The sequence below is a fragment of the Clostridium chrysemydis genome, from assembly GCF_015234215.1.
In the GTDB taxonomy this organism is placed as follows: Bacteria; Bacillota; Clostridia; order Clostridiales; family Clostridiaceae; genus Clostridium; species Clostridium chrysemydis.
In genome coordinates, this window is sequence record NZ_JADEKP010000001.1 from 438,229 (window position 1) to 458,357 (window position 20,129).

The following is a 20,129-nucleotide window of genomic DNA, read 5'->3' on the forward strand; positions in this document are numbered from 1 at the left end:
CTATGGCAAGATTAAATGTGAATCCTACAAGAATGGAGCTAAGTAAGCTGAAGAAAAGATTAGCTACAGCTACTAGAGGTCATAAACTTCTTAAGGATAAGCAAGACGAGTTAATGAGACAATTCATTAACTTAGTCAAATATAACAATGAGCTTAGAAAAGCCGTTGAAGATGAACTTCAAGGTTCTTTAAAAGACTTTGTTATGGCTAGAGCTGTTATGAGCTCTGAGTTTTTAGAAGAAGCTATAGCTTATCCTAAGGAAAGCATCGCAGTTGAAGTTGGAAATAAAAACATAATGAGTGTTAACGTACCTGTTATGAACTTTAAAAGACAACTTGAAGGCGATGAAGGTAGCATATTCCCATACGGTTTTGCAAACACTTCATCAGAACTTGATGACGCTATTACAAAACTTTACGGTATAGTACCAAAGCTACTTGAATTAGCAGAGGTAGAAAAATCATGTCAGCTTATGGCAGATGAAATAGAAAAGACTAGAAGAAGAGTTAATGCTCTTGAATATATGACAATTCCTCAACTTCAAGAAACTATCAAGTATATCAGAATGAAACTTGATGAAAACGAAAGAAGTGCTTTAACTAGACTTATGAAAGTTAAGAGCATGATAGAGCAAAGAGGATAGTATTTAATAAATCCCTAGGAGAAAATCTCCTAGGGATTTATTTTTTTTACATAGTGCCTATATCAGAAATTTTCCATTCTCCATTTGAATTTCGAATCAGGTAATATAGTTTTTCTGTATCTCCACTATCTATAGGTTCTTTTTTCTCGTCAATATATTTTATATAGTAATCAACTTTGTAAATTATTAAGTCTTTATATTCTAAGTTATCTTTATCTTTGAAATTTTTTATATAGGAATCGTATAATCTTATATCTTCTTCTAAAGTGATTTTATTTAACGTAACATAGTTTAAATTAAATAATCTAAAGTTTGATTCCTGATTTCTTTCTGTAGGGGTTAGGAGACTACGTAAACCTTCTTCATCTTTTTTATTCATAAAATTCATATAGGATTCAATTACTTTTTTTGCTTCAAGATTATCAGTTATAACAGGCTTTTCTTTAGTAGGTTGATCATTTTTTATAATATCGGAACCGCATTGTGAAAATAAGATTATTATGATAATTAACATACTGGGTAATATAAAAATTCTTTTCATGGCAAAACTCCTTTCCTTTTTATATATTATATGTTAAAATTTTACATAAAGCAATATTATATAAATTTGCGCTTGTTACTTTAGGAGAAATTAAATTAACTAAATGTGAGATTTAAGAGGAAACACCTACTCACTTTTGTTTTTTAAAAGGAAACACCTATTCACATTCGTTTTTTAAAAGGAAACACCTAATCACATTCGTTCTTAGGTGTAAGTTCAACTGACTAAATCGAAGATTTAGAGTTTCACTTAACTTCCACCAAACCAAATCAGAGATTTGGAGGCTCACTTATTACAAAAGTATTAATTCAATTGTAAATGGTTAGTATTAATAGTATAATACTAGAGTAATATGTATTAAATATAAGTGTACTCAGATAGTTAGGAGATTAGATTGGTATGAATTATATTATTGAATTCATAGTAACATTTGGAATCGTGGCATCATTGACTCCGATACTTATGAAATGGTTTCATAAAATTGGGTTTACTGACAAGCCTACTAAAAGAAAGAAACATAAGAAAATTACACCACTTTGCGGTGGTTTAGGAATGTATATAGGTTTTTTTATTACTTTTTTTGTATTTGCAGAAGAGCCTCCAGAAAAAGCTTTTTGGATTTTTGTTGGTTCTACGTTGATAGTAGCAATAGGGTTAGTAGATGATTACTTTAAGGCTATAGGAAAGGAATTTCCTATATTCCCAAGGTTAGTTATTCAGGTTTTGGCGGCTATATTAGTTTACAAAGCTGGTATTTCGTTTACGGGATTTACAAACCCCTTCACTGGTGTTTATATAGAGCCTAACACATTTTTACAGTTTGTACTGACTGTAACTTGGATTTTCGGTGTTACAACGGTAATAAACTGGTCAGATGGAATGGATGGTTTAGCTGGAAGTATTTCGGTTATAGCAAGTGGGACCTTTTTCTTAGCTGCTATAATTCTTATGCAAGTTGAATCAGCTAGTATGTCTATAATTTTAGCTGGTGCTATAGTTGGATTTTTAGTCTACAATAGATATCCTGCAAAGGTTTTTATGGGTGATTCTGGGGCAAACTTTGTTGGCTTTATTTTAAGTATAATAGCTTTAGATGGAGCTTTTAAGCAAGCTACTGTACTTAGTATAATAATCCCAATACTTGCACTTGCAGTTCCTATTTTTGATAACTTGTTTGTTGTTTTTAAAAGGTTTAAAGCAGGGCAACCAGTATATCAAGCAGATAGAAGACAAATACATTTTAGGTTACAAAGAAAAGGGTTAAACCCTAATCAAATAGTTGGATTTATAACAATTATAAGTATAGTTTGTAGTATATTATCTATTTTACTACTATTTTATAATCATCAGTAATTTATAAGTATCTAGATTATTCTAGGTACTTTTTTATATGTAGAAATTTACCTGTTGTAAAGAATTAATCAATATAAAATAAATATTATTTTTATCTAGTTCATATAAAAGTTATAGTATTAAATAAAAAAGGAGAGAGAGTTTATGTATGAACAAAAAATAAGAGATGTATATATTGAATATGATGAAAATGCAATAGTGCCAAAATATGAAACGCCACTAGCAGCTGGTGCGGATCTTTTTGCAGCTAGTGATATGGTAATTAGGCCTTTTGAAAAGGTAGCCTTACCATTAAATATAAAATTTGCAATACCAGATAATTTAGAGATTCAAATAAGGGCAAGAAGTGGCTTATCACTTAAAACTAATTTAAAAATATCTAATTCAGTAGGAACGGTAGATTCAGACTCTGTAAGTAATATTTCTGTATTACTTGAAAATAATTATAATATATCTAATTTGCCTTATGAGATAGCAAGTAATCCAAGTTTGATTGATGATTTAGTTGAAAATTATAGAGAAGTTAAATTAAGTGATTATTTAAAAGAAAAAGGTAAGGATGTAACAGAACTTACTACAAAAGATAGAAGTATGCATAAGTTATTAGACGGTTATATTTATTTAGACAAAAATAATAACCCTTATGGAACTATCTACATTAAAAAGGGAAATAGAATAGCGCAGATGGTACTAGCTAAATATTATAGAGCAAACTTTATTAAAACGTGTGATGTTAAAAAGCATAAAAGTGTAGATAGAGGGGGAGACTTTGGGCATACTGGATTTTAAAAGAGGTTAATACCTCTTTTTTTATTTATTAATAACAAATTTAGTGTTTAAGACCATATTTGAGATACTTTTTTACTAAATTTTAAGGTTATGTTAATAGTGTAGTCTTTAGAGGATTATATAATTAAGATAAAGTTTTAAAAGGAGGTGCTATATGGAAAGTAGAGTTTCTAATTACGTAGATATCATAAAGAAAATAAGATTTAGAACTGTGATTCAAAGTGTTCTTATAGGTGCAATTACTGGACTTGTTGTTTCTTTATATAGGGTAGCTATAATTAATATAAGTAAGTTTACCTTTTTTGCATATAAAATTATGAAAAATGATTATTTTTATATGGGGCTTGGTATAATTGTTTTTTTATTTTTAGGATATATTTTAGGAAGATTACTTAAAAAAGAGCCTATGATAAGTGGTAGTGGGATTCCACAAATTGAAGGGCTTGTAAAGGGATATTTAGTTATAAAAAAGCCAATAAGAGTTTTCTTATATAAGTTTATAGGTGGAATAATTGCGATAGGTCCAGGATTATCACTAGGAATTGAAGGACCTTCAATTCAATTAGGAGCTACAGTAGCTGAGATATATGGAAAAATAACTAAAAGAATTAAATTAGAGTCTAGATTTTTAATATCAGCAGGGGCGGGTGCTGGACTTGCAGCAGCCTTTAATGCACCTTTTGCAGGAGTTATGTTTGTACTTGAAGAAGTTCATAAAAGCTTTTCACCAGTATTATTTTTATCTGCGATAGGGGCGTCTGTAACATCTGACTTAGTCACTTGGATTTTCTTTGGAAGTAATCATATTTTAACGGTAGATTCTTTGTTAGTAATGCCAGCTAAATATTATATTTTGGTAGTTATTTTAGGGCTTGTAACAGGGATAGGCGGAGTTATATATAATAATGTATTAATTAAAACTATAAATTTATATAGGAAAATTAAATTACCTGTTACTAAAAAGATGATGATACCATTTATAATTACATTTTTCTTTGGACTATATTTACCACAAGTATTAGGTGGTGGAGAGCTTGTAATAAATAGTATACTTACAAAGGAAATTGTGTTAAAATTAGCCATAATACTTTTAATTGGCAAATTTACTTTGTCTATGGCAAGTTTTGCATCGGGAACTCCTGGAGGAATATTATTTCCTTTATTAACACTTGGAGCGCTTATTGGAGGTATATTTGGACAAGTTTCACTTAGCCTTTTTAATATCGATAAAAGTTTTCTAATTAATTTTATGTTATTAGCTATGGCAGGAATGTTTTCATCTATAGTTCGTGCACCTATAACTGGTCTTATTTTAGTTTGTGAGATGAGTGGTAGTTTTGTAGCACTTGGGCCTTTAGCTGTAGTTGTTGGAGTAGCGTATTTAACAGCTGAATCGTTAAATTGTGAGCCGGTTTATGATACATTACTTAGATTTAGGTTAGCTACAAATAAAGATAAAACGTTAGATAGTGAGATGGGTAATATAATGGTAAGTTATACTGTTGATTTAGGGTCACCTATTGTAGGAGTTAAGATTAAAAATATAGATTTAGTTAGAGAATCTAGAATTATTACTATTGAAACAGAAGGCACTGAGGTAATTCCAAATGGAAATACAGTAATTAAAGCTGGAGATAAGATCACTGCAATAGTTGATGGTAGATACGAGGAAAGATTAAGGAATAAACTAGAAGAACTATGTAAAACAAGCTAATTTGTTTTTAGAGAGGAAAATTTATGAGTTGTCTTGGAAATTTAATTTGGATGATTTTTGGAGGAATAGTTAATGCTTTAGGTTGGTTACTTTTTGGTGTGCTTTGGTGCATAACTATAATAGGAATCCCTATAGGATTACAATGTTTTAAAATGGCAAAATTACAACTTGCACCTTTTGGAAAAGATGTAGTTACAACTGACGATGGAGGAGTAAGCTTAATTATGAATATATTATGGCTTATCTTCGGTGGGCTAGCTATGTGTTTAGCAAACTTAATTAGTGCAGTACTTTTATGTATTACAATAATTGGTATACCTTTTGCTATGCAAAGCATAAAAATTGCAAAATTATCTTTAATGCCATTTGGTAAAGATGTAGTTTAAAAAAGTGAAGCTTAATCAGCTTCACTTTTTTCATTTTCAGAAACATCAGCAGATAAAATTTTACTTAAGAAAATAGTTAAGCACATAACGCTAGTTAATGAGATTATAATTGCTAAGGTCTTAGCTAAAATAGTAGTTGGAATTATATCTCCATAACCTATAGTAGTAAATGTTATTAAAGTATAATAAAATAAATCAAAATTACCAGAGGCGTTTAAATATACATTATTTCCTAAGCTATTTACAAAGCATACAGCTAAAAATAAGTTTAGTATAAGCATAATTAATATTAAAATTGCAGCAGATACAACTCTAGATATGCTAGTTGAATCTTCATTTACTGATTTTATTACGCTTGGACTTATCATAAGTTTCAAAAGAACTCTTAAATTTAATATATAGCATATAGTAAGGCTTATAAGACCAAAAACAGCACTCTTACTAAAATGCTCTGGGAAAATTAAAAGTATAGCTAAGAATGTTATTATAATAAAATAGCTTAAAAGAAAATCTACTTTTAAATTTTTATCTTCAACCTTATGTATGAATTTTTGAATCCTACTAGTTACTAAAAGTACATAACCTATAGCATAGTGAATAACAAGAAATATAATAATTGTTATTAACACCTTTATAGCTATAACTAAAATAGGTGATAAAAGCAAATTAACATATCTACTTACAATTGCAAAAGCGAAAGCTAGTCCAAATATATCTGATAAAATTACAATCCCACCGTTTAAAAGCTTATTTAATATAGATTTTGCCTTAAACATTTCTTTATAAGTGGAATTTATATCATTTATAGTTTTAGTGAAGGTTTTTCTTATTATTCTATTGTTATTTATACTTCTAAAAATTAATATTGTCACTAAAAAAATCGTTGTTAAAATTATTATTATATTACCCATAATTACCTCTTCTTTAAGTTTATATATTTATTATAACAAGTAAATATTTCTTAGGAAATATTTTTTAATTTTAACACTAAAGTATAATAAATGTGTACAATATTTTAAATAATATTAATTTTTAATTAATATTATTTATTGTTAATACTTCTTAATAGGGATATAATAAAGTTATAGAATTTATTTTAAGGAGTGTTTAAAATGGATATAAACGAAAAAGTATTAGAAGTACTAAACAATTCAGAAGAACCTTTAAAGGGAGCAGAAATAGCAGAAAAAGCTGGTATAGATAAAAAAGAAGTTGATAAAGCTATTAAAGAATTAAAAAAAGAAGATAAAATAATTTCTCCTAAGAGATGTTTTTATTCAGTAAACAAATAAAACAAAATAAATAGAGGTAGGCGTATTTTTATGCTTACCTCTATTTTTTTTATTTTAAATTATAAGATTAACTTTAAGATATCACAAAATAAAATCAATTCAATTATCACAAATAAATAAAAATTTATTGTTTATCAATAAATTTTTATTGTAAAAAGTAAAAGTGGGAGTTATAATCTTCTTAAAGGACAGGGGGAGATTGTATGAAAAAATATCTATTTATTTTAAAAACTCTTAATGATTCATTTTTAGTTTTAGAAAATGAAGAAATGAAATGTTTTGAAGGAGAGGAGATTCCGCTTAACGATCTAGATTTATTTTTAGAGGGAAAAGTTAACTATAGCAAACTTGATATTGTAGATACAGAAAAGTTTTTTTACTTAGAAGAGGAATACAATATAGTGATTTTAAATATTTTATTTTTAAATGCTGAAATTAAAGATAAAGATATTCAAAACGTATCAAAAATAGAAGGTTTTAAGTTAGGTTATAGGGATTTTGAAATAGTAAAAGAACTTTGTAAAAGAGAATACAACTATAACCTAAAACTTGGGTTTAAGGAAAATGAAAGAGAAGTAACTTTAACAAAAACTGTAGGGATAAGTTCTATTATACTTGGGCTTATATTAACTTTTTTCGTCTTTAATTTTGAAGGGTTTATATTTAGAGGGATTTGGATATTTATTGTAGCATTAATTGTAACAACATTAGGTATAGTTACATCTTTTAGAGGAGGTAAAATAAATTATAAATTTATATATTTTTCTTTTTTAGGGGTTATGCTAAGTTTAACTTATAGTATATTTACAAATCCAATTTTTATTATTTTAAATTTGATTTTTGTTCCAATTTCAATAATGATAGGACTTTATTTTCTAAATTTTGATTCTGAATTTAATAGGGAAAATATACTTAATGATAGTATAAAAAGAACTATATTTAATCTTTTTTGCTGTAATAATATTAATCTAATAACAGCATCTTTAGGCGGATTTAAATTAAAAAGAAAGAATAAAAATTTAAATAGTATATTGAAAGGACTTGTAATTTCTATACCCCTTTTAGTAGTTTTAATAATTTTACTTTCAGCATCAGATTCTAATTTTGAATTTATAATAACTAAAGGGATTGGAGAAATTTTTGATATTTTCTATTTAGGAAATTTTAAAATTACTATCTTTAAGATAATATTTTTTATTTTATCTTTTATATTTATTTATAATTTTTATATGGGATTTAATATAAAATTCAAAAGAAGAAAATCATATAAAGTTAAAAGGTTAGACGATGTTTTAGTTGCAACTATTTTATCAGTAATAAATATCTTATATTTAGTATTTTTAATAACAGTTTTTTCAAGTGTTTTATGGAAAAGTAATATATCTTTAAATAGCGCTTATGATTATTCAAGTTATGCAAGAAATGGATTTTTTCAATTAGTTATAGTTCTTTTAATAAATATCTTTTTAGTTATATATTTTAAAAGTAGAACTTTAGAAAAAGATAAAATAAAAATATTAAATAGTATTACAACAGCTATGAGTATAGTTATGGCATTTATATCTATTTATAAAATGAGTCTTTATGTAAGTGAGTTTGGACTTACAAGATTAAGGTTTTTAACAACAGCCTTTACTATTTTTATCGTTATATCTTTAGTATTTATCTTTATATCCTTATTTAAAAAAATTAATATCTTTAAAATTATAATTATTATTGGATCTATAATCTATCTTATTTTAAATTATATAAATATGGATAAAATAATTGCTGGCTATAATTTAAATTCAAAAGGGAAAAATATAGATATAACATATATAACGACCCTTTCTGGTGATGCTTATGAAGAAGTTTTAAAAGCTTTTAAAGAGAATAAAATAGAAAGAGAAGAGTTTGATTATTATTTAAGTCAAAAAACTATTTCGAATAAATGGTACGATTATAATTATTATAATTCAAAAATGTAAAATTTAAGTTTATGTGGTACTATAATATATATAATTATAGTTTTTGGAGGAAAATAATGAAGTACTACGGAAAGAATTCACTATCAAGCGTTATTAATGTAATTCTTAGTATAGTATTAATACTTGGAATTATATTATCAGGATATATATTATTTTTTGAATTACCTAAAGTTAATATTTCAGGTTTTCATAAGTATATAACAATAGCACTTTTAATCATTGGAATAATAGCAACATTTGCATTTGTAATTGAACTTAAAAGGATAATTAAAACATTAGTTTTAGAAAACCCTTTTACAGCTTCAAACGTTAAGTCTTTAAGAAGACTTATGTTTTCCTGTTTTACTATTGCTTTTTGTTATATAGTTAACTTTGTCTTAAATCTAGGTAAAGATACATTTAGCATAATAAATATAGACCAAGCGGGAATACACACAGATGCAGAGATCTTTATCTTCTTACTTGCAGGTTGTTTTATAGGAATACTTTCAAAAGTTTTTGAGCAGGCTGTAAAATACAAAGAAGATAATGATTTAACGATATAGGTGATAGTATGGCTATAATAATTAATTTAGATGTAATGATGGCAAAAAGAAAGATATCTTTAGGAGAGCTTTCTCAAAGAGTAGGAATAACAAATGCAAATTTATCAATTCTTAAAAACAATAAAGCAAAAGCTATAAGATTTAATACACTCGAAGCTATATGTAAAGAGTTAGATTGCCAACCAGGGGATATAATTGAATATAAAGAAGACGAATAGTTTAAAGAGCCTTAAATTTTTAGGGCTCTTTATTTTTTTATTTGCAAATGTAAATAGATAAATTAATTAGATAAAATTTACATTAAGAAATAAGAGTAATCAATGTAAAAATATGTTGTTAGAAGCAAATATAGGATGTATAATTTAAGTGTAAACAATGTTAACTAAGAGTTAATAAAATATGTATTAAAGGGGAGTAGTGTTATGAAAAAAAGACTAATTGCAATGGCAGTTACACTTTTAATGACAACAGGGGTACTAGCAGGATGCGGTGGAGATTCAGGTACAGGAGATACTAAGTCAGCGGATTTAAATGTAGGTATGATTACAGACATTGGAACTATTGATGATAAGTCATTTAATCAAGGTACTTGGGAAGGAATTATCAAAGCCAAAAATGAACTTGGAATTAAAGAAAAGTATTTACAACCGGGTGGACAAACTAAAGCAGACTACTTAACAGAAATAAAAAATATTTATGATGCAGGATTCAAATTTATTGTAACTCCTGGGTATAAGTTTGAAACAGCAATATATGAAGCACAAGACAAATATAAAGACGCAAAATTTGTAATTATAGACGGAGCTCCAAACGATGGAAATGAAAAGAAACCTACAACTAAGGTAGGAGAAAATACTATTTCTATCTTCTACGCAGAAGAGCAATCAGGATTTTTAGCAGGGGTTGCAACAGCAGTGCAGCTTAAAGAAGGAGATCTTGGATTTATCGGAGGGCTTAAAATACCGCCAGTTCAAAAGTTTAACTGGGGATTCCAACAAGGTGTAAATTATGCAAATAAGAATTTAGGAACTAAGGTAACTCTTAAAAAAGAAAATGTTAAATATACAATGTCTTTTGATGATGTAGCATTAGGACAACAAACAGCAGCTACTATGTATGATAGAGGGGTTAAAGCTATCTTCGCTTGTGCAGGTAAAGTTGGAGTTGGAGTTATTACTGAAGCTAAAACTAGAGCAAGCAAAGGTGAAGAAGCTTTTGTAGTTGGAGTTGACGTTGATCAATTTGACGAAGGAAAATATGAAGGAGACAAGTCAGTAGTTTTAACATCTGCTACTAAAAAGATTGGTAAATCAGCATTTGATATGATTAAAGATGAATTAGACGGAAAGTTCCAAGGCGGAAAGACTTTAAGATATGACATAAGTAATGATGGAGTAGGTATTCCAGAAACTAATCCAAATCTTTCAGAAGAAACAGTTAAAAAAGTAAATGAAGTTAAAGAAAAAATGAAATCTGGAGAAATCAAAGTTTCAGCAGAACAAGGTGATTTAATACCTTAATTTAAATAAGGGGATTCTCAAAATAAAAGTTATGAGGTCCCCTTTTTCATAATAAAAAGCTAGGAGGATAGCCTATGGAATATGTAGTTGAAATGCTAAATATCCGTAAAGAATTTTCAGGGTTAGTTGCAAATGATAATATAACTCTTACTCTAAAAAAAGGTGAGGTGCATGCTTTACTTGGTGAAAATGGAGCAGGGAAATCTACTTTGATGAGTATTTTATTTGGAATGTATAAGCCTGATTCTGGGAAAATAAAAATAAATGGAAAAGAAGTAAAGATAAATAGTCCAAATAAAGCAAATGAGTATGGAATAGGTATGGTTCATCAGCATTTTAAATTAGTTGATACCTTTACTGTTACAGAAAATATAATTTTAGGATGTGAACCTAAAAAGTTTAAGTTGTTTTTAGATAAAGAAAAGGCAGCTAAAAGAATTGAAGAGATATCTAAAAAGTATAATTTAAATATTGATCCTAATTCAAAAATTGAAGATATATCAGTAGGTATGCAACAAAGAGTTGAGATATTAAAAATGTTATATAGAGAAGCAAATGTTTTAATATTAGATGAACCTACAGCAGTATTAACACCTCAAGAGATACATGAACTTATGAATATTATAAGGGATTTAATAAATGAAGGTAAATCGGTAATTATTATAACTCATAAATTAAAAGAAATTAAAGAAATAGCAGATAGATGTACTGTTATTAGAAAAGGGAAATATATAGGAACTGTAGATGTAAAAGATACTAGTGAAGAGAAAATGGCTAAGATGATGGTAGGTAGAGAAGTAACATTTAAAGTTTCAAAAGGTGAGGCGAAATTAGGAGACGTTGTTTTAAAAACTGAAAATCTATCAGTTAAAAATAGCAGAAAAGTATTAGGTCTTAAAGATTTTTCAATTTCTATAAGAGGTGGAGAGATACTAGGACTTTCTGGAGTTGAAGGGAATGGACAAGCTGAATTAGTTCAAGCTATAACTGGAATAAGTAAAGTTTTTAGTGGGAAAATAGAATTTCTAGGCAGTGACATAGAAAAGCTCTCTATTAGAGATAGGATTGATAAAGGAATTTCATATATTCCAGAAGATAGGCATAAGAGAGGTCTAGTATTAGATTATAACTTAGAAAATAATATAGTGCTTAAGGCATATAAAAATAAACCTTTTTCAAATAAAGGAATAATAAATAAAAAAGAAATAAAAAGGTATGCAAAAGAAATAATAAAAGCCTTTGATGTAAGATCCTCTGAAGAGGAAGAAACTATAGTAAGAGAAATGTCTGGTGGAAATCAGCAAAAAGCAATAGTAGGAAGAGAAATTGAGATGAAGCCTGAGCTTTTAATAGCAGTTCAACCTACTAGAGGGTTAGACGTTGGTTCTATTGAGTATATTCATAAAAGATTAGTACAAGAGAGAGATAAAGGAAAGGCAGTTCTTTTAGTTTCTTTAGAATTAGATGAAATACTTAATTTATCAGATAGAATTGCAGTTATAAATAACGGAGAACTTGTAGGAATTGTAGATTCAAAAGATACAGATGAAAATGAGATAGGTCTTATGATGGCTGGAATTAAAAAGGAGGAAGGTAGAGATGGGTAAAAGGCAGTTTGTTTTATCTTTACTTGCAGTAATATTAGGTTTAATTGCAGGTGGAATTCTTATGGCACTAATAGGAAAGAACCCTATAGAAGGATATTCCTTTTTAATTAAAGGTGGAATGATGAATATAGAGAGAATAGGAAATACTCTATCTACTGCAACACCATTAATTTTAACAGGTCTTTCAGTAGCCTTTGCTTTTAAAACTGGACTTTTTAATATCGGTGCACCAGGACAGATGTTATTTGGAGGATTTGTTTCTTTAGCATTAGGATTATCATTAGATTTACCAAAAGGAATTATGATTTTAGTTATGATAATTGGGGCTATGCTAGCTGGGGCACTTTTTGCTTTAATACCAGGAATACTTAAAGCAAAGTTTAATGTTCATGAAGTAGTTTCTACTATAATGATGAACTGGATATCATACTGGATAGTATTTTATGCTGTTCCAGAATATTTTAAAGGTAGTGTGGAAACTGAATCAGCTGCCCTTTCAGAGAATTCAAGCCTTTATTTAAAGGGTTTATCAGAGCTTTTTGATGGGTCTTTTATAAATCTTGGGATAATATTAGCTATAATATCAGTTATAGCTATAGCATTTATATTAAACAAAACTGTTTTAGGATATGAATTAAAAGCAGTAGGTTTTAATAGACATGCAGCTGAGTATGCTGGAATGCCAGTTAATAGAAACATAATTTTATCTATGATGATTGCAGGGGGACTAGCTGGGCTTGCAGGGCTTACTCAATATGCTGGTAATACTGTTTCTATGCAAATTGGGGTTATGCCAAGTCAAGGTTTTGATGGTATAGCAGTAGCACTTTTAGCTGGAAATACACCAATTGGAGTGCTATTTTCTGCAATATTCTTTGGGTTATTATATACAGGAAGAGGATTTATGAGTGCTATGGTAGATATACCGCCAGAAATTGCAGGAACTATAATAGCTATAATTATCTACTTTGCAGCTACAAGTGTCTTAATAGGTAGAGTAATGGACAACATAAAAAGAAAGAGAAAAAAATCTAAGCTATCAAAGGAGGAATCTTAAAATGCTTGAAACTATTGAACAAATATTTCCCTATGCCATGGCATATATGGCACCTTTATTAATTACTGCTTTAGGAGCTTTATATTGCGAACGAAGTGGAGTTGTTAATATAGGGCTTGATGGATTTATGATTGTAGGATCTTTTGCAGGTGCCTTTACTATAGTTAATATGCAAGATAAAGTTCCAAGTGGAAGTAACATTCACCTTTGGCTAGGGCTTTTAGTAGCTTTTTTAGTAGGTGCAATATTTTCTCTTTTACATGCTTTTGCAAGTATAAATCTTTGCGCAAATCAGGTAATTAGCGGAACTGCAATTAATATGATAGCAGGATCACTTACAATATTTTTAGCTAGAAGCATTACAGGTAGCGGAAATATAGGTATCAAAATGGGATTTGTACCAAAAGATATACCACTTCTTTCAAAGATACCTATAATAGGACCCTTATTTTTTACAAATACTTATATAACTACTTGGCTTGTACTTTTAATAGTGGTTTTAAGTGCAGTAATACTTTATAAAACTAGCTTTGGAATGAGACTAAGAGCTTGTGGAGAACATCCTCAAGCGGCAGCTTCAGCTGGAATTAGCGTGTATAAAATGAGATATATTGGAGTAATAATTTCAGGTGGACTTTCGGCACTTGGAGGTGCAATAATTATTGTAACTTATGCTGGAGAATTTAACGGAAGTGTAGCAGGACTCGGATTTTTAGCATTAGCTGCACTTATATTTGGTCAGTGGAAGCCGTTTGGAATTTTAGGTGCTACTATGTTTTTTGGAATAGCAACTACTATAGCTAATGTATCAGGGGTTATATCATCTCTTCAAGCTATACCTCCTGTATATTTAAAAATATTCCCGTACGTAGTTACACTTTTAGCTTTAATAGTTTTTTCAAAATCTTCAAGGGCACCAAAGGCAGCTGGAGAACCTTTTGATGCAGGAAAGAGATAATTAATATTATTTGTTAGATTTAGTTTAGAAATATTAGAAAAAGGTTAAAAGGGCTGAGTAATAAATTAACAAATTTAACTTAAATCTTTATAATTTAAGAATTATTTTTAAAAATGATATCTTAAAGTGTAAATTTAAAAAAGAAAAAGATAAATTAAAAACTATTATATTTTAAAACATAACAAAGATTTAAAGAAGATAAAGATTTAAAAGATTTTATTCTAAGCCTTAAGAATAATGCGTTAGATGGATTTGAAAATCTGATGCATTGATTAGATTTAATAACAATAATATAGGTATTACTAAAAGGATAAGCTTAAAGCTTATCCTTTTTAATTTTAATTTTACATTTATTAACATAGGCATAATTTTCCTTTTACAACGTTAGCTTATAGTAAAAGTAGATCGGAGGTTAAGAAGATGTTGAAATTAAAAAATATAACTAAAAGTTTTGGAAATAAAAAAGTGCTAGATGGCGTTAGCTTAGATATAAGAGAAGGTGAAATAGTTTCCCTCCTTGGAAAGAGCGGCTCTGGAAAGACAACTCTTTTAAATATTATATTAGGTCTTACAAAACAAGATGAAGGTACGATTTTATTTAAGGAAAAAGATTTAACAAATGTATCTATGAAAAATAGAGGTTTTAATATAGTTTTTCAAGATTATGCACTTTTTCCAAATTTAAATGCTTATCAAAATATAGTTTATGGTTTAAAAAATAATAAGGGAGCTTCGACTAAAGAAGAAGTAGAAGATATAATTAAATTTTTAGAATTAGAAAATCATCTAGATAAAAAGATAAGTGAGTTATCAGGAGGGCAAAAACAAAGGGTATCTATAGCAAGGACATTAGTTTTAAAACCTAAAGTTTTACTTTTAGATGAACCTTTAAGTGCTTTAGATGGAGTAATTAAAGAGTCTATAAAAGACAAGATTAAAAGTATTTCTAAAGAATTTAAACTTACTACAATTATAGTAACTCACGACCCAGAAGAGGCGCTAACTTTATCAGACAAAGTCCTTATTATTGACGAAGGCAAAATATCTCAGTTTGGAACTCCAAAGGAAGTTATAGAAAATCCGAGTAATGAGTTTGTTTCAAAGTTTATTATAAATCAGCTTATGATAAAGAAAGAAAATATCTTTAAGTTATTTGGTGAGTGTTATGGATAAAACTAAAAAGGAATTTAAATTTATTTATAGTTTTATACTTTTATTTTTTCTACTATTTTTGTTAGTTCCATTATTTATCTTAGTATTTGACTCTTTTAGAAATTACGAAGGGTTTACATTAAGTAATTATACTAAGTATCTATCGGATAAAGTACTTTTAAGGTCTATAAAAAATAGCGTAGGTATTTCATTTTTAAATGGAATTATAGTTACTTTTATAGCGTTTATTTTGGCTTATGGAATTAATTTTTCAAACATGCCAAAAAGAATAAAAAAATTAGTTAATATAGCTATGTTTATTCCAATGTTACTTCCAACTATTACTTATGGTTTTGCAATAATTTATTCTTTTGGAAAACAGGGACTTTTAACTAAAATTTTTAATAGAGAACTATTTGAAATCTATGGTCCTAAGGGACTACTTATAGGATATATGATATATACACTGCCTACAGCTTACCTTTTAATAAATAATTCTTTTAGATATATAGATAAAAAGTTTTTAACAGTATCTAATTTAATGGGAGATTCTAAATTTAGAACTATAAAAAATACAGTAATAAGGCCTTTAATAGGAAGTATAGGCTGTGCATTTGTTCTTTCTTTTATATTAAGCTTTACAGACTTTGGGATTCCTGCAGCTGTAGGAGGGAATTTTGAAGTAGTATCAACAACTCTTTATCAAGTTATGCTTGGGGCAATACCTGATTTTAATGGGGGAGCGGCTATTGCAATAATTATGTTAATTCCAGCTGTGTTTGGAATCATTCTATTAAATTACCTTGAAAGATTTAATTTTAATTATGACAAAATTTCAGATATAGAACTTAGGAAAAATAATTTTAGAGATATAGGATTTTCTATAATATCATTAATTTCTGCATTATTAATTTTTGGTGTGTTTTTAGTTATGTTTATATCTCCATTTATGAAAAACTTTCCTTATGATATGACCTTTACCTTAGATCACGTAAAGAGCACTTTAACTTCTAATAATTTAATTGAGACTTTTAGAAATTCTATAGTTGTATCTTTATTTTCAGGAGTATTTGGCGTGACTTTAGCCTATCTTGCAGCGGTTTTAAATACAAGAAGCAATTTAAAATCTAAACCTAAAGGAAGTATTGATACTATATCAATTATTACAAATACAATTCCAGGGATGGTTTTAGGGTTATCTTATTTACTCTTATTTAATAAGAGCAGCTTAAAGGGAAGCTTAATTCTTATAATTATTTGTAATATAGTTCACTTTTTTGCAGCTCCATACCTTATGGCAAAGGGATCTTTAAGTAAATTAAACAAAGGATTTGAAACTACAGGAGAACTTATGGGAGATAGCTTTTTTAAAACTCTTTATAGGGTTATTATCCCAAATTCATTTAAAACTATAGTTGAAATGTTTAGCTATTATTTTATAAATTCTATGGTAACTATAAGTGCAATAATTTTCTTAGTAGGTTCAAAGAGTGCTGTTATAACAACAAAAATAAAAGAGCTTCAGCATTACGCTAAGTTTAATGAAATTTTTATATTATCAATTCTTATATTTTTAACTAATTTATTTGTAAAACTTATTTGCGAATTTTATCAAAATAAAAAAGATGGGGTGTAAATGATGATAAAAAGAAAAGGAATTTTAGCTTTAGGACTTTTAATAATAATGAGTTTAGGATTATTTCAAGGGTGCACAAGTAAAGAAGAAGAGAAAGTTATAATTTATACAAATTCAGATGAAGAATGTATAAAAACTATGGAAGATTCTCTTAATAATTCAGGGTTTAAAGATAAATTTATTATAACGGGTATGGGAACGTCAGAACTTGGAGGTAAGCTTTTAGCAGAAGGAAAGTCAATTGAAGCAGATGTTGTAACTATGAGTTCTTACTATATAGAGAGTGCAGAAGATAAAAATAAAATGTTTGTAGATTTAACATTTGACACTAATTCAAGTGAAAGGTATCCAGCTTATTATACGCCTATATTAGCAAATACAGGGGCAATATTTATTAATACAAAGGTATTAAAGGAAAAAGGGTTTGAAGAGCCAAAATCTATAAAAGATTTAACTGACCCTAAGTATAAAAATCTAATATCTATTCCAAACATACTAGATTCTTCTACAGCATGGCTTTTAGTACAAGCTGTAATTTCAGAGTATGGTGAAAAGGAAGGTGAAGAGGTTTTAAAAGGGTTAGTAGTAAATGCAGGACCACATATAGAAAGTTCAGGTTCAGGGCCTATTAAAAAAGTAAGAGCTGGAGAAGTTTTAGCTGGTTTTGGATTAAGGCATCAAGGCGTTTTCGATAAAGCAAATGGGTTACCTATAGATTATATAGACCCAGTAGAAGGTAATTATTCTTTAACTGAATCTATAGCTGTTGTAGATAAGGGAGAAGAAAAGAATAAGTTATCTATGGAAATTGCAAAAACTATAATCGAAAAAAGTAGAAGTGAGCTTATAAAATATTACCCAGTAGCTTTATATAAAGGTGAAAAAGTAGATGAAAAATATAATCCAAAGTATAGCAAAGTTTATAAAGAAAAACTTACAGTTGATTTATTAAAAGAGCATCAAGATATTTTCAAAAAGGCTATGGGAAATTAAGGGGGAAAATTATATGGAAAATTATAAATTACTAACACCAGGACCACTTACAACAACAGAAACTGTAAAAAGGGAAATGCTTAAAGATAGATGCACTTGGGATGAGGATTATAAAGCTATTACTAGAAAGATAATAAAAGATTTATTAGATATAGGAAAAGTAGATGAAGATGAATATACAGCAGTTCTTATGCAAGGAGGTGGAAGCTTTTCTGTAGAGTCAGTATTACATTCTTCGGTGAAAAAAACAGATAAGTGTTTAATTATATCAAATGGAGCTTATGGAGAGAGAATAATCTCTATGGCAAGGATGATGGAGTTAAATACTGCAATTTATGAAGTAGAGTATGATAAATATCCTAATATGGAAGTTATAAAAAGAATATTAAAAAATGATCCTAAGATAACTCATATAGCTATGGTACACTGCGAAACTACTACTGGTATTTTAAATCCTATAGAAGAGGTATCAAAACTTTCTAAAGAGTTTAAAAAAATATTGATTATAGATGCGATGAGTAGTTTTGGTGGAATAGATATAGATATAAAATCTTTAAAGATAGATTTTCTTATAAGTAGTGCAAACAAATGCATTCAAGGAGTTCCAGGCTTTGGATTTATTATCTCAAATAAAGAAGCGCTTAATAGGTGCAAGGGAGTTTCTAAAAGTCTTTCTTTAGATTTGTATGATCAATACATTGGAATGAAAGACGGAAAGTGGAGGTTTACATCACCGACTCATGTTGTAGCAGCTTTTTCTAAAGCCTTAGATGAGTTAAAGGAAGAAGGGGGTGTAGAATCTAGGCATTTAAGATATAAAAAAAATAATGACGTGATAAGATTGGCTTTTAAAGAACTTGGAATAGAATCATATATAGATGAAAAAAAGCAATCGCCTATAATAACAACATTTTTATATCCAAAAGAAAATTTCGAATTTGATTCATTTTATAAATTTATGAAAGAAGAGGGATTTGTAATATATCCAGGTAAATTAACAGATATAAATACTTTTAGAATAGGAAATATAGGAGAAATTTATTTAGATGATGTAGAAAGGCTATATGAGGCCACTAAAAAATATTTAAGAGGTGAAATAAATGAATAATATAAAATGTGTAATCTTTGATTGGGCTGGAACTACTGTAGACTTTGGGTGTTTTGCACCAGTTAATGTGTTTATTCAAATATTTAAAGATGCGGGAATCGATGTAACTAATGAGGAAGCAAGATTACCTATGGGGATGCTTAAAATAGACCATATAAGAGAAATGTTAAAGATGGAAAGAATAAGAAATGAGTGGAAGTTTAAATATAAAAGAGATTTTACAGAAGATGATGTAAATAATTTATATAAAGAGTTTGAACCAGCACTTTTAAAATCTTTAAAAGATTATACGGATATAAAACCTAATGTATTAGAAACTATAAAAACTCTAAGAGAAAGAGGGATAAAGATAGGGTCAACTACAGGTTACACAGACAAAATGATGGAAATAGTAGTTAGTGAAGCTAAGAAAAAGGGCTATAGCCCAGACTTTTATATTACTCCAGACTCTACAAATTCACTTGGAAGACCTTATCCTTATATGATTTTTAGAAATATGGAAGAACTTAAAATTTTATCTCCAAAAGAAATTATTAAAGTTGGAGATACTAATTCAGATATTCTAGAAGGTAAAAATGCTGGAGTTACAACTGTTGGAATAACTGTTGGAAGTTCAAATATGGGGCTTTCTAAAGAGGAATATGACTCTTTAAGTGATTCTAAAAAAAGAGAGGCTAGAGAAAGAGTTAGAGAAGGTTTTTTAAATATAGGAGCAGATCACGTAGTAGATGATATAAGAGAAATCTGTAATTTAATTTAAAATATCTAAAGTAAAAGCGTACTGATTTTTAGGTGCGTTTTTTTATATTATACTTTATTAAATGGAATTAGTTAGATGAAAAGTTATTTTATGATAAAATATTAATA

Annotated in this window: 20 protein-coding genes; 18 read left to right on the forward strand and 2 right to left on the reverse strand. The window is 28.2% G+C overall.

Annotation, left to right across the window (positions count from 1 at the left end; all coding sequences use genetic code 11):
• Window positions 1-2 precede the first annotated feature (2 nt).
• Window positions 3-644: a V-type ATP synthase subunit D gene (locus tag INR60_RS02140; protein WP_194189828.1), complete on the forward strand. Its 642-nt coding sequence runs from the start codon at window positions 3-5 to the stop codon at window positions 642-644.
• Window positions 645-690: 46 nt separating this feature from the next.
• Here the strand turns inward: INR60_RS02140 and INR60_RS02145 are convergent, their stop codons facing one another.
• Complete coding sequence (locus INR60_RS02145; RefSeq protein ID WP_194189829.1) at window positions 691-1,158, reverse strand: DUF4829 domain-containing protein; 468 nt, start codon at window positions 1,156-1,158, stop codon at window positions 691-693.
• 426 nt (window positions 1,159-1,584) lie between these two features.
• On the opposite strand from INR60_RS02145, the gene INR60_RS02150 reads away from it, so the two are divergent.
• The 4 genes from INR60_RS02150 (at window position 1,585) to INR60_RS02165 (ending at window position 5,427) form a co-directional block, all read left to right on the forward strand.
• Window positions 1,585-2,538: an MraY family glycosyltransferase gene (locus INR60_RS02150; protein WP_194189830.1), complete on the forward strand. Its 954-nt coding sequence runs from the start codon at window positions 1,585-1,587 to the stop codon at window positions 2,536-2,538.
• Window positions 2,539-2,682: 144 nt separating this feature from the next.
• Window positions 2,683-3,327, forward strand: coding sequence for a dUTP diphosphatase (locus tag INR60_RS02155; protein WP_194189831.1), 645 nt, complete (start codon window positions 2,683-2,685; stop codon window positions 3,325-3,327).
• A gap of 154 nt (window positions 3,328-3,481) precedes the next feature.
• Window positions 3,482-5,041 carry a chloride channel protein gene (locus tag INR60_RS02160; RefSeq protein WP_194189832.1) on the forward strand — a complete coding sequence of 520 codons (1,560 nt, stop codon included), beginning with the start codon at window positions 3,482-3,484 and terminating at the stop codon, window positions 5,039-5,041.
• 23 nt (window positions 5,042-5,064) lie between these two features.
• Complete coding sequence (locus tag INR60_RS02165) at window positions 5,065-5,427, forward strand: YccF domain-containing protein (RefSeq protein WP_194189833.1); 363 nt, start codon at window positions 5,065-5,067, stop codon at window positions 5,425-5,427.
• Window positions 5,428-5,438: 11 nt separating this feature from the next.
• On the opposite strand, the gene INR60_RS02170 is transcribed toward INR60_RS02165, so the two are convergent.
• Window positions 5,439-6,338, reverse strand: coding sequence for a potassium channel family protein (locus INR60_RS02170; protein ID WP_194189834.1), 900 nt, complete (start codon window positions 6,336-6,338; stop codon window positions 5,439-5,441).
• 201 nt (window positions 6,339-6,539) lie between these two features.
• On the opposite strand from INR60_RS02170, the gene INR60_RS02175 reads away from it, so the two are divergent.
• The 13 genes from INR60_RS02175 to phnX all read left to right on the forward strand — a co-directional run bounded on the left by INR60_RS02175 (window position 6,540) and on the right by phnX (window position 20,022).
• A complete protein-coding gene (locus tag INR60_RS02175) occupies window positions 6,540-6,719 on the forward strand; it encodes an HTH domain-containing protein (RefSeq protein WP_194189835.1) in 180 nt (59 codons plus the stop codon).
• A 203-nt stretch (window positions 6,720-6,922) separates the two neighbouring features.
• Complete coding sequence (locus INR60_RS02180; RefSeq protein WP_194189836.1) at window positions 6,923-8,686, forward strand: DUF4153 domain-containing protein; 1,764 nt, start codon at window positions 6,923-6,925, stop codon at window positions 8,684-8,686.
• Between the two features lie 56 nt (window positions 8,687-8,742).
• Window positions 8,743-9,231: a DUF2975 domain-containing protein gene (locus INR60_RS02185; protein ID WP_194189837.1), complete on the forward strand. Its 489-nt coding sequence runs from the start codon at window positions 8,743-8,745 to the stop codon at window positions 9,229-9,231.
• An 8-nt stretch (window positions 9,232-9,239) separates the two neighbouring features.
• A complete protein-coding gene (locus tag INR60_RS02190) occupies window positions 9,240-9,449 on the forward strand; it encodes a helix-turn-helix domain-containing protein (protein WP_194189838.1) in 210 nt (69 codons plus the stop codon).
• Window positions 9,450-9,653: 204 nt separating this feature from the next.
• Window positions 9,654-10,751: a BMP family lipoprotein gene (locus INR60_RS02195; protein ID WP_194189839.1), complete on the forward strand. Its 1,098-nt coding sequence runs from the start codon at window positions 9,654-9,656 to the stop codon at window positions 10,749-10,751.
• A gap of 74 nt (window positions 10,752-10,825) precedes the next feature.
• Entirely contained in the window at window positions 10,826-12,358 is a 1,533-nt protein-coding gene (locus INR60_RS02200; RefSeq protein ID WP_194189840.1) for an ABC transporter ATP-binding protein, read from the forward strand.
• Window positions 12,351-13,415: an ABC transporter permease gene (locus INR60_RS02205; RefSeq protein ID WP_194189841.1), complete on the forward strand. Its 1,065-nt coding sequence runs from the start codon at window positions 12,351-12,353 to the stop codon at window positions 13,413-13,415. The genes INR60_RS02200 and INR60_RS02205 overlap by 8 nt, the downstream gene beginning before the upstream one ends.
• Window position 13,416: 1 nt before the next feature.
• Window positions 13,417-14,373 carry an ABC transporter permease gene (locus INR60_RS02210; RefSeq protein WP_194189842.1) on the forward strand — a complete coding sequence of 319 codons (957 nt, stop codon included), beginning with the start codon at window positions 13,417-13,419 and terminating at the stop codon, window positions 14,371-14,373.
• Between the two features lie 420 nt (window positions 14,374-14,793).
• Window positions 14,794-15,546 (forward strand): ABC transporter ATP-binding protein, encoded by a 753-nt coding sequence (locus INR60_RS02215; RefSeq protein WP_194189843.1) that lies wholly within the window; start codon window positions 14,794-14,796, stop codon window positions 15,544-15,546.
• Window positions 15,539-17,161 carry an ABC transporter permease subunit gene (locus INR60_RS17465; protein WP_194189844.1) on the forward strand — a complete coding sequence of 541 codons (1,623 nt, stop codon included), beginning with the start codon at window positions 15,539-15,541 and terminating at the stop codon, window positions 17,159-17,161. The genes INR60_RS02215 and INR60_RS17465 overlap by 8 nt, the downstream gene beginning before the upstream one ends.
• Window positions 17,162-17,164: 3 nt before the next feature.
• Window positions 17,165-18,154 (forward strand): extracellular solute-binding protein, encoded by a 990-nt coding sequence (locus tag INR60_RS17470; protein WP_274380423.1) that lies wholly within the window; start codon window positions 17,165-17,167, stop codon window positions 18,152-18,154.
• Between the two features lie 13 nt (window positions 18,155-18,167).
• Window positions 18,168-19,262: a 2-aminoethylphosphonate--pyruvate transaminase gene (locus INR60_RS02230; RefSeq protein WP_194189846.1), complete on the forward strand. Its 1,095-nt coding sequence runs from the start codon at window positions 18,168-18,170 to the stop codon at window positions 19,260-19,262.
• On the forward strand, window positions 19,255-20,022 hold the full coding sequence (gene phnX / locus INR60_RS02235; protein ID WP_194189847.1) for a phosphonoacetaldehyde hydrolase: 768 nt from the start codon (window positions 19,255-19,257) through the stop codon (window positions 20,020-20,022). The genes INR60_RS02230 and phnX overlap by 8 nt, the downstream gene beginning before the upstream one ends.
• Window positions 20,023-20,129: the final 107 nt, after the last annotated feature.

Excerpts from the sequence above, each read along its gene's own strand:
- INR60_RS02155 (WP_194189831.1), top strand. The coding sequence starts at position 2,683 with ATGTATGAACAAAAAATAAGAGATGTATATATTGAATATGATGAAAAT.
- INR60_RS02150 (WP_194189830.1), top strand. The coding sequence starts at position 1,585 with ATGAATTATATTATTGAATTCATAGTAACATTTGGAATCGTGGCATCA.
- INR60_RS02195 (WP_194189839.1), top strand. The coding sequence starts at position 9,654 with ATGAAAAAAAGACTAATTGCAATGGCAGTTACACTTTTAATGACAACA.
- INR60_RS02185 (WP_194189837.1), top strand. The coding sequence starts at position 8,743 with ATGAAGTACTACGGAAAGAATTCACTATCAAGCGTTATTAATGTAATT.
- INR60_RS02165 (WP_194189833.1), top strand. The coding sequence starts at position 5,065 with ATGAGTTGTCTTGGAAATTTAATTTGGATGATTTTTGGAGGAATAGTT.
- INR60_RS02190 (WP_194189838.1), top strand. The coding sequence starts at position 9,240 with ATGGCTATAATAATTAATTTAGATGTAATGATGGCAAAAAGAAAGATA.
- INR60_RS02145 (WP_194189829.1), bottom strand. The coding sequence starts at position 1,158 with ATGTTAATTATCATAATAATCTTATTTTCACAATGCGGTTCCGATATT.
- INR60_RS02180 (WP_194189836.1), top strand. The coding sequence starts at position 6,923 with ATGAAAAAATATCTATTTATTTTAAAAACTCTTAATGATTCATTTTTA.
- INR60_RS02140 (WP_194189828.1), top strand. The coding sequence starts at position 3 with ATGGCAAGATTAAATGTGAATCCTACAAGAATGGAGCTAAGTAAGCTG.
- INR60_RS17470 (WP_274380423.1), top strand. The coding sequence starts at position 17,165 with ATGATAAAAAGAAAAGGAATTTTAGCTTTAGGACTTTTAATAATAATG.
- INR60_RS02170 (WP_194189834.1), bottom strand. The coding sequence starts at position 6,338 with ATGGGTAATATAATAATAATTTTAACAACGATTTTTTTAGTGACAATA.
- INR60_RS02160 (WP_194189832.1), top strand. The coding sequence starts at position 3,482 with ATGGAAAGTAGAGTTTCTAATTACGTAGATATCATAAAGAAAATAAGA.
- INR60_RS02200 (WP_194189840.1), top strand. The coding sequence starts at position 10,826 with ATGGAATATGTAGTTGAAATGCTAAATATCCGTAAAGAATTTTCAGGG.
- INR60_RS02215 (WP_194189843.1), top strand. The coding sequence starts at position 14,794 with ATGTTGAAATTAAAAAATATAACTAAAAGTTTTGGAAATAAAAAAGTG.
- phnX (WP_194189847.1), top strand. The coding sequence starts at position 19,255 with ATGAATAATATAAAATGTGTAATCTTTGATTGGGCTGGAACTACTGTA.
- INR60_RS02175 (WP_194189835.1), top strand. The coding sequence starts at position 6,540 with ATGGATATAAACGAAAAAGTATTAGAAGTACTAAACAATTCAGAAGAA.
- INR60_RS17465 (WP_194189844.1), top strand. The coding sequence starts at position 15,539 with ATGGATAAAACTAAAAAGGAATTTAAATTTATTTATAGTTTTATACTT.
- INR60_RS02210 (WP_194189842.1), top strand. The coding sequence starts at position 13,417 with ATGCTTGAAACTATTGAACAAATATTTCCCTATGCCATGGCATATATG.
- INR60_RS02205 (WP_194189841.1), top strand. The coding sequence starts at position 12,351 with ATGGGTAAAAGGCAGTTTGTTTTATCTTTACTTGCAGTAATATTAGGT.
- INR60_RS02230 (WP_194189846.1), top strand. The coding sequence starts at position 18,168 with ATGGAAAATTATAAATTACTAACACCAGGACCACTTACAACAACAGAA.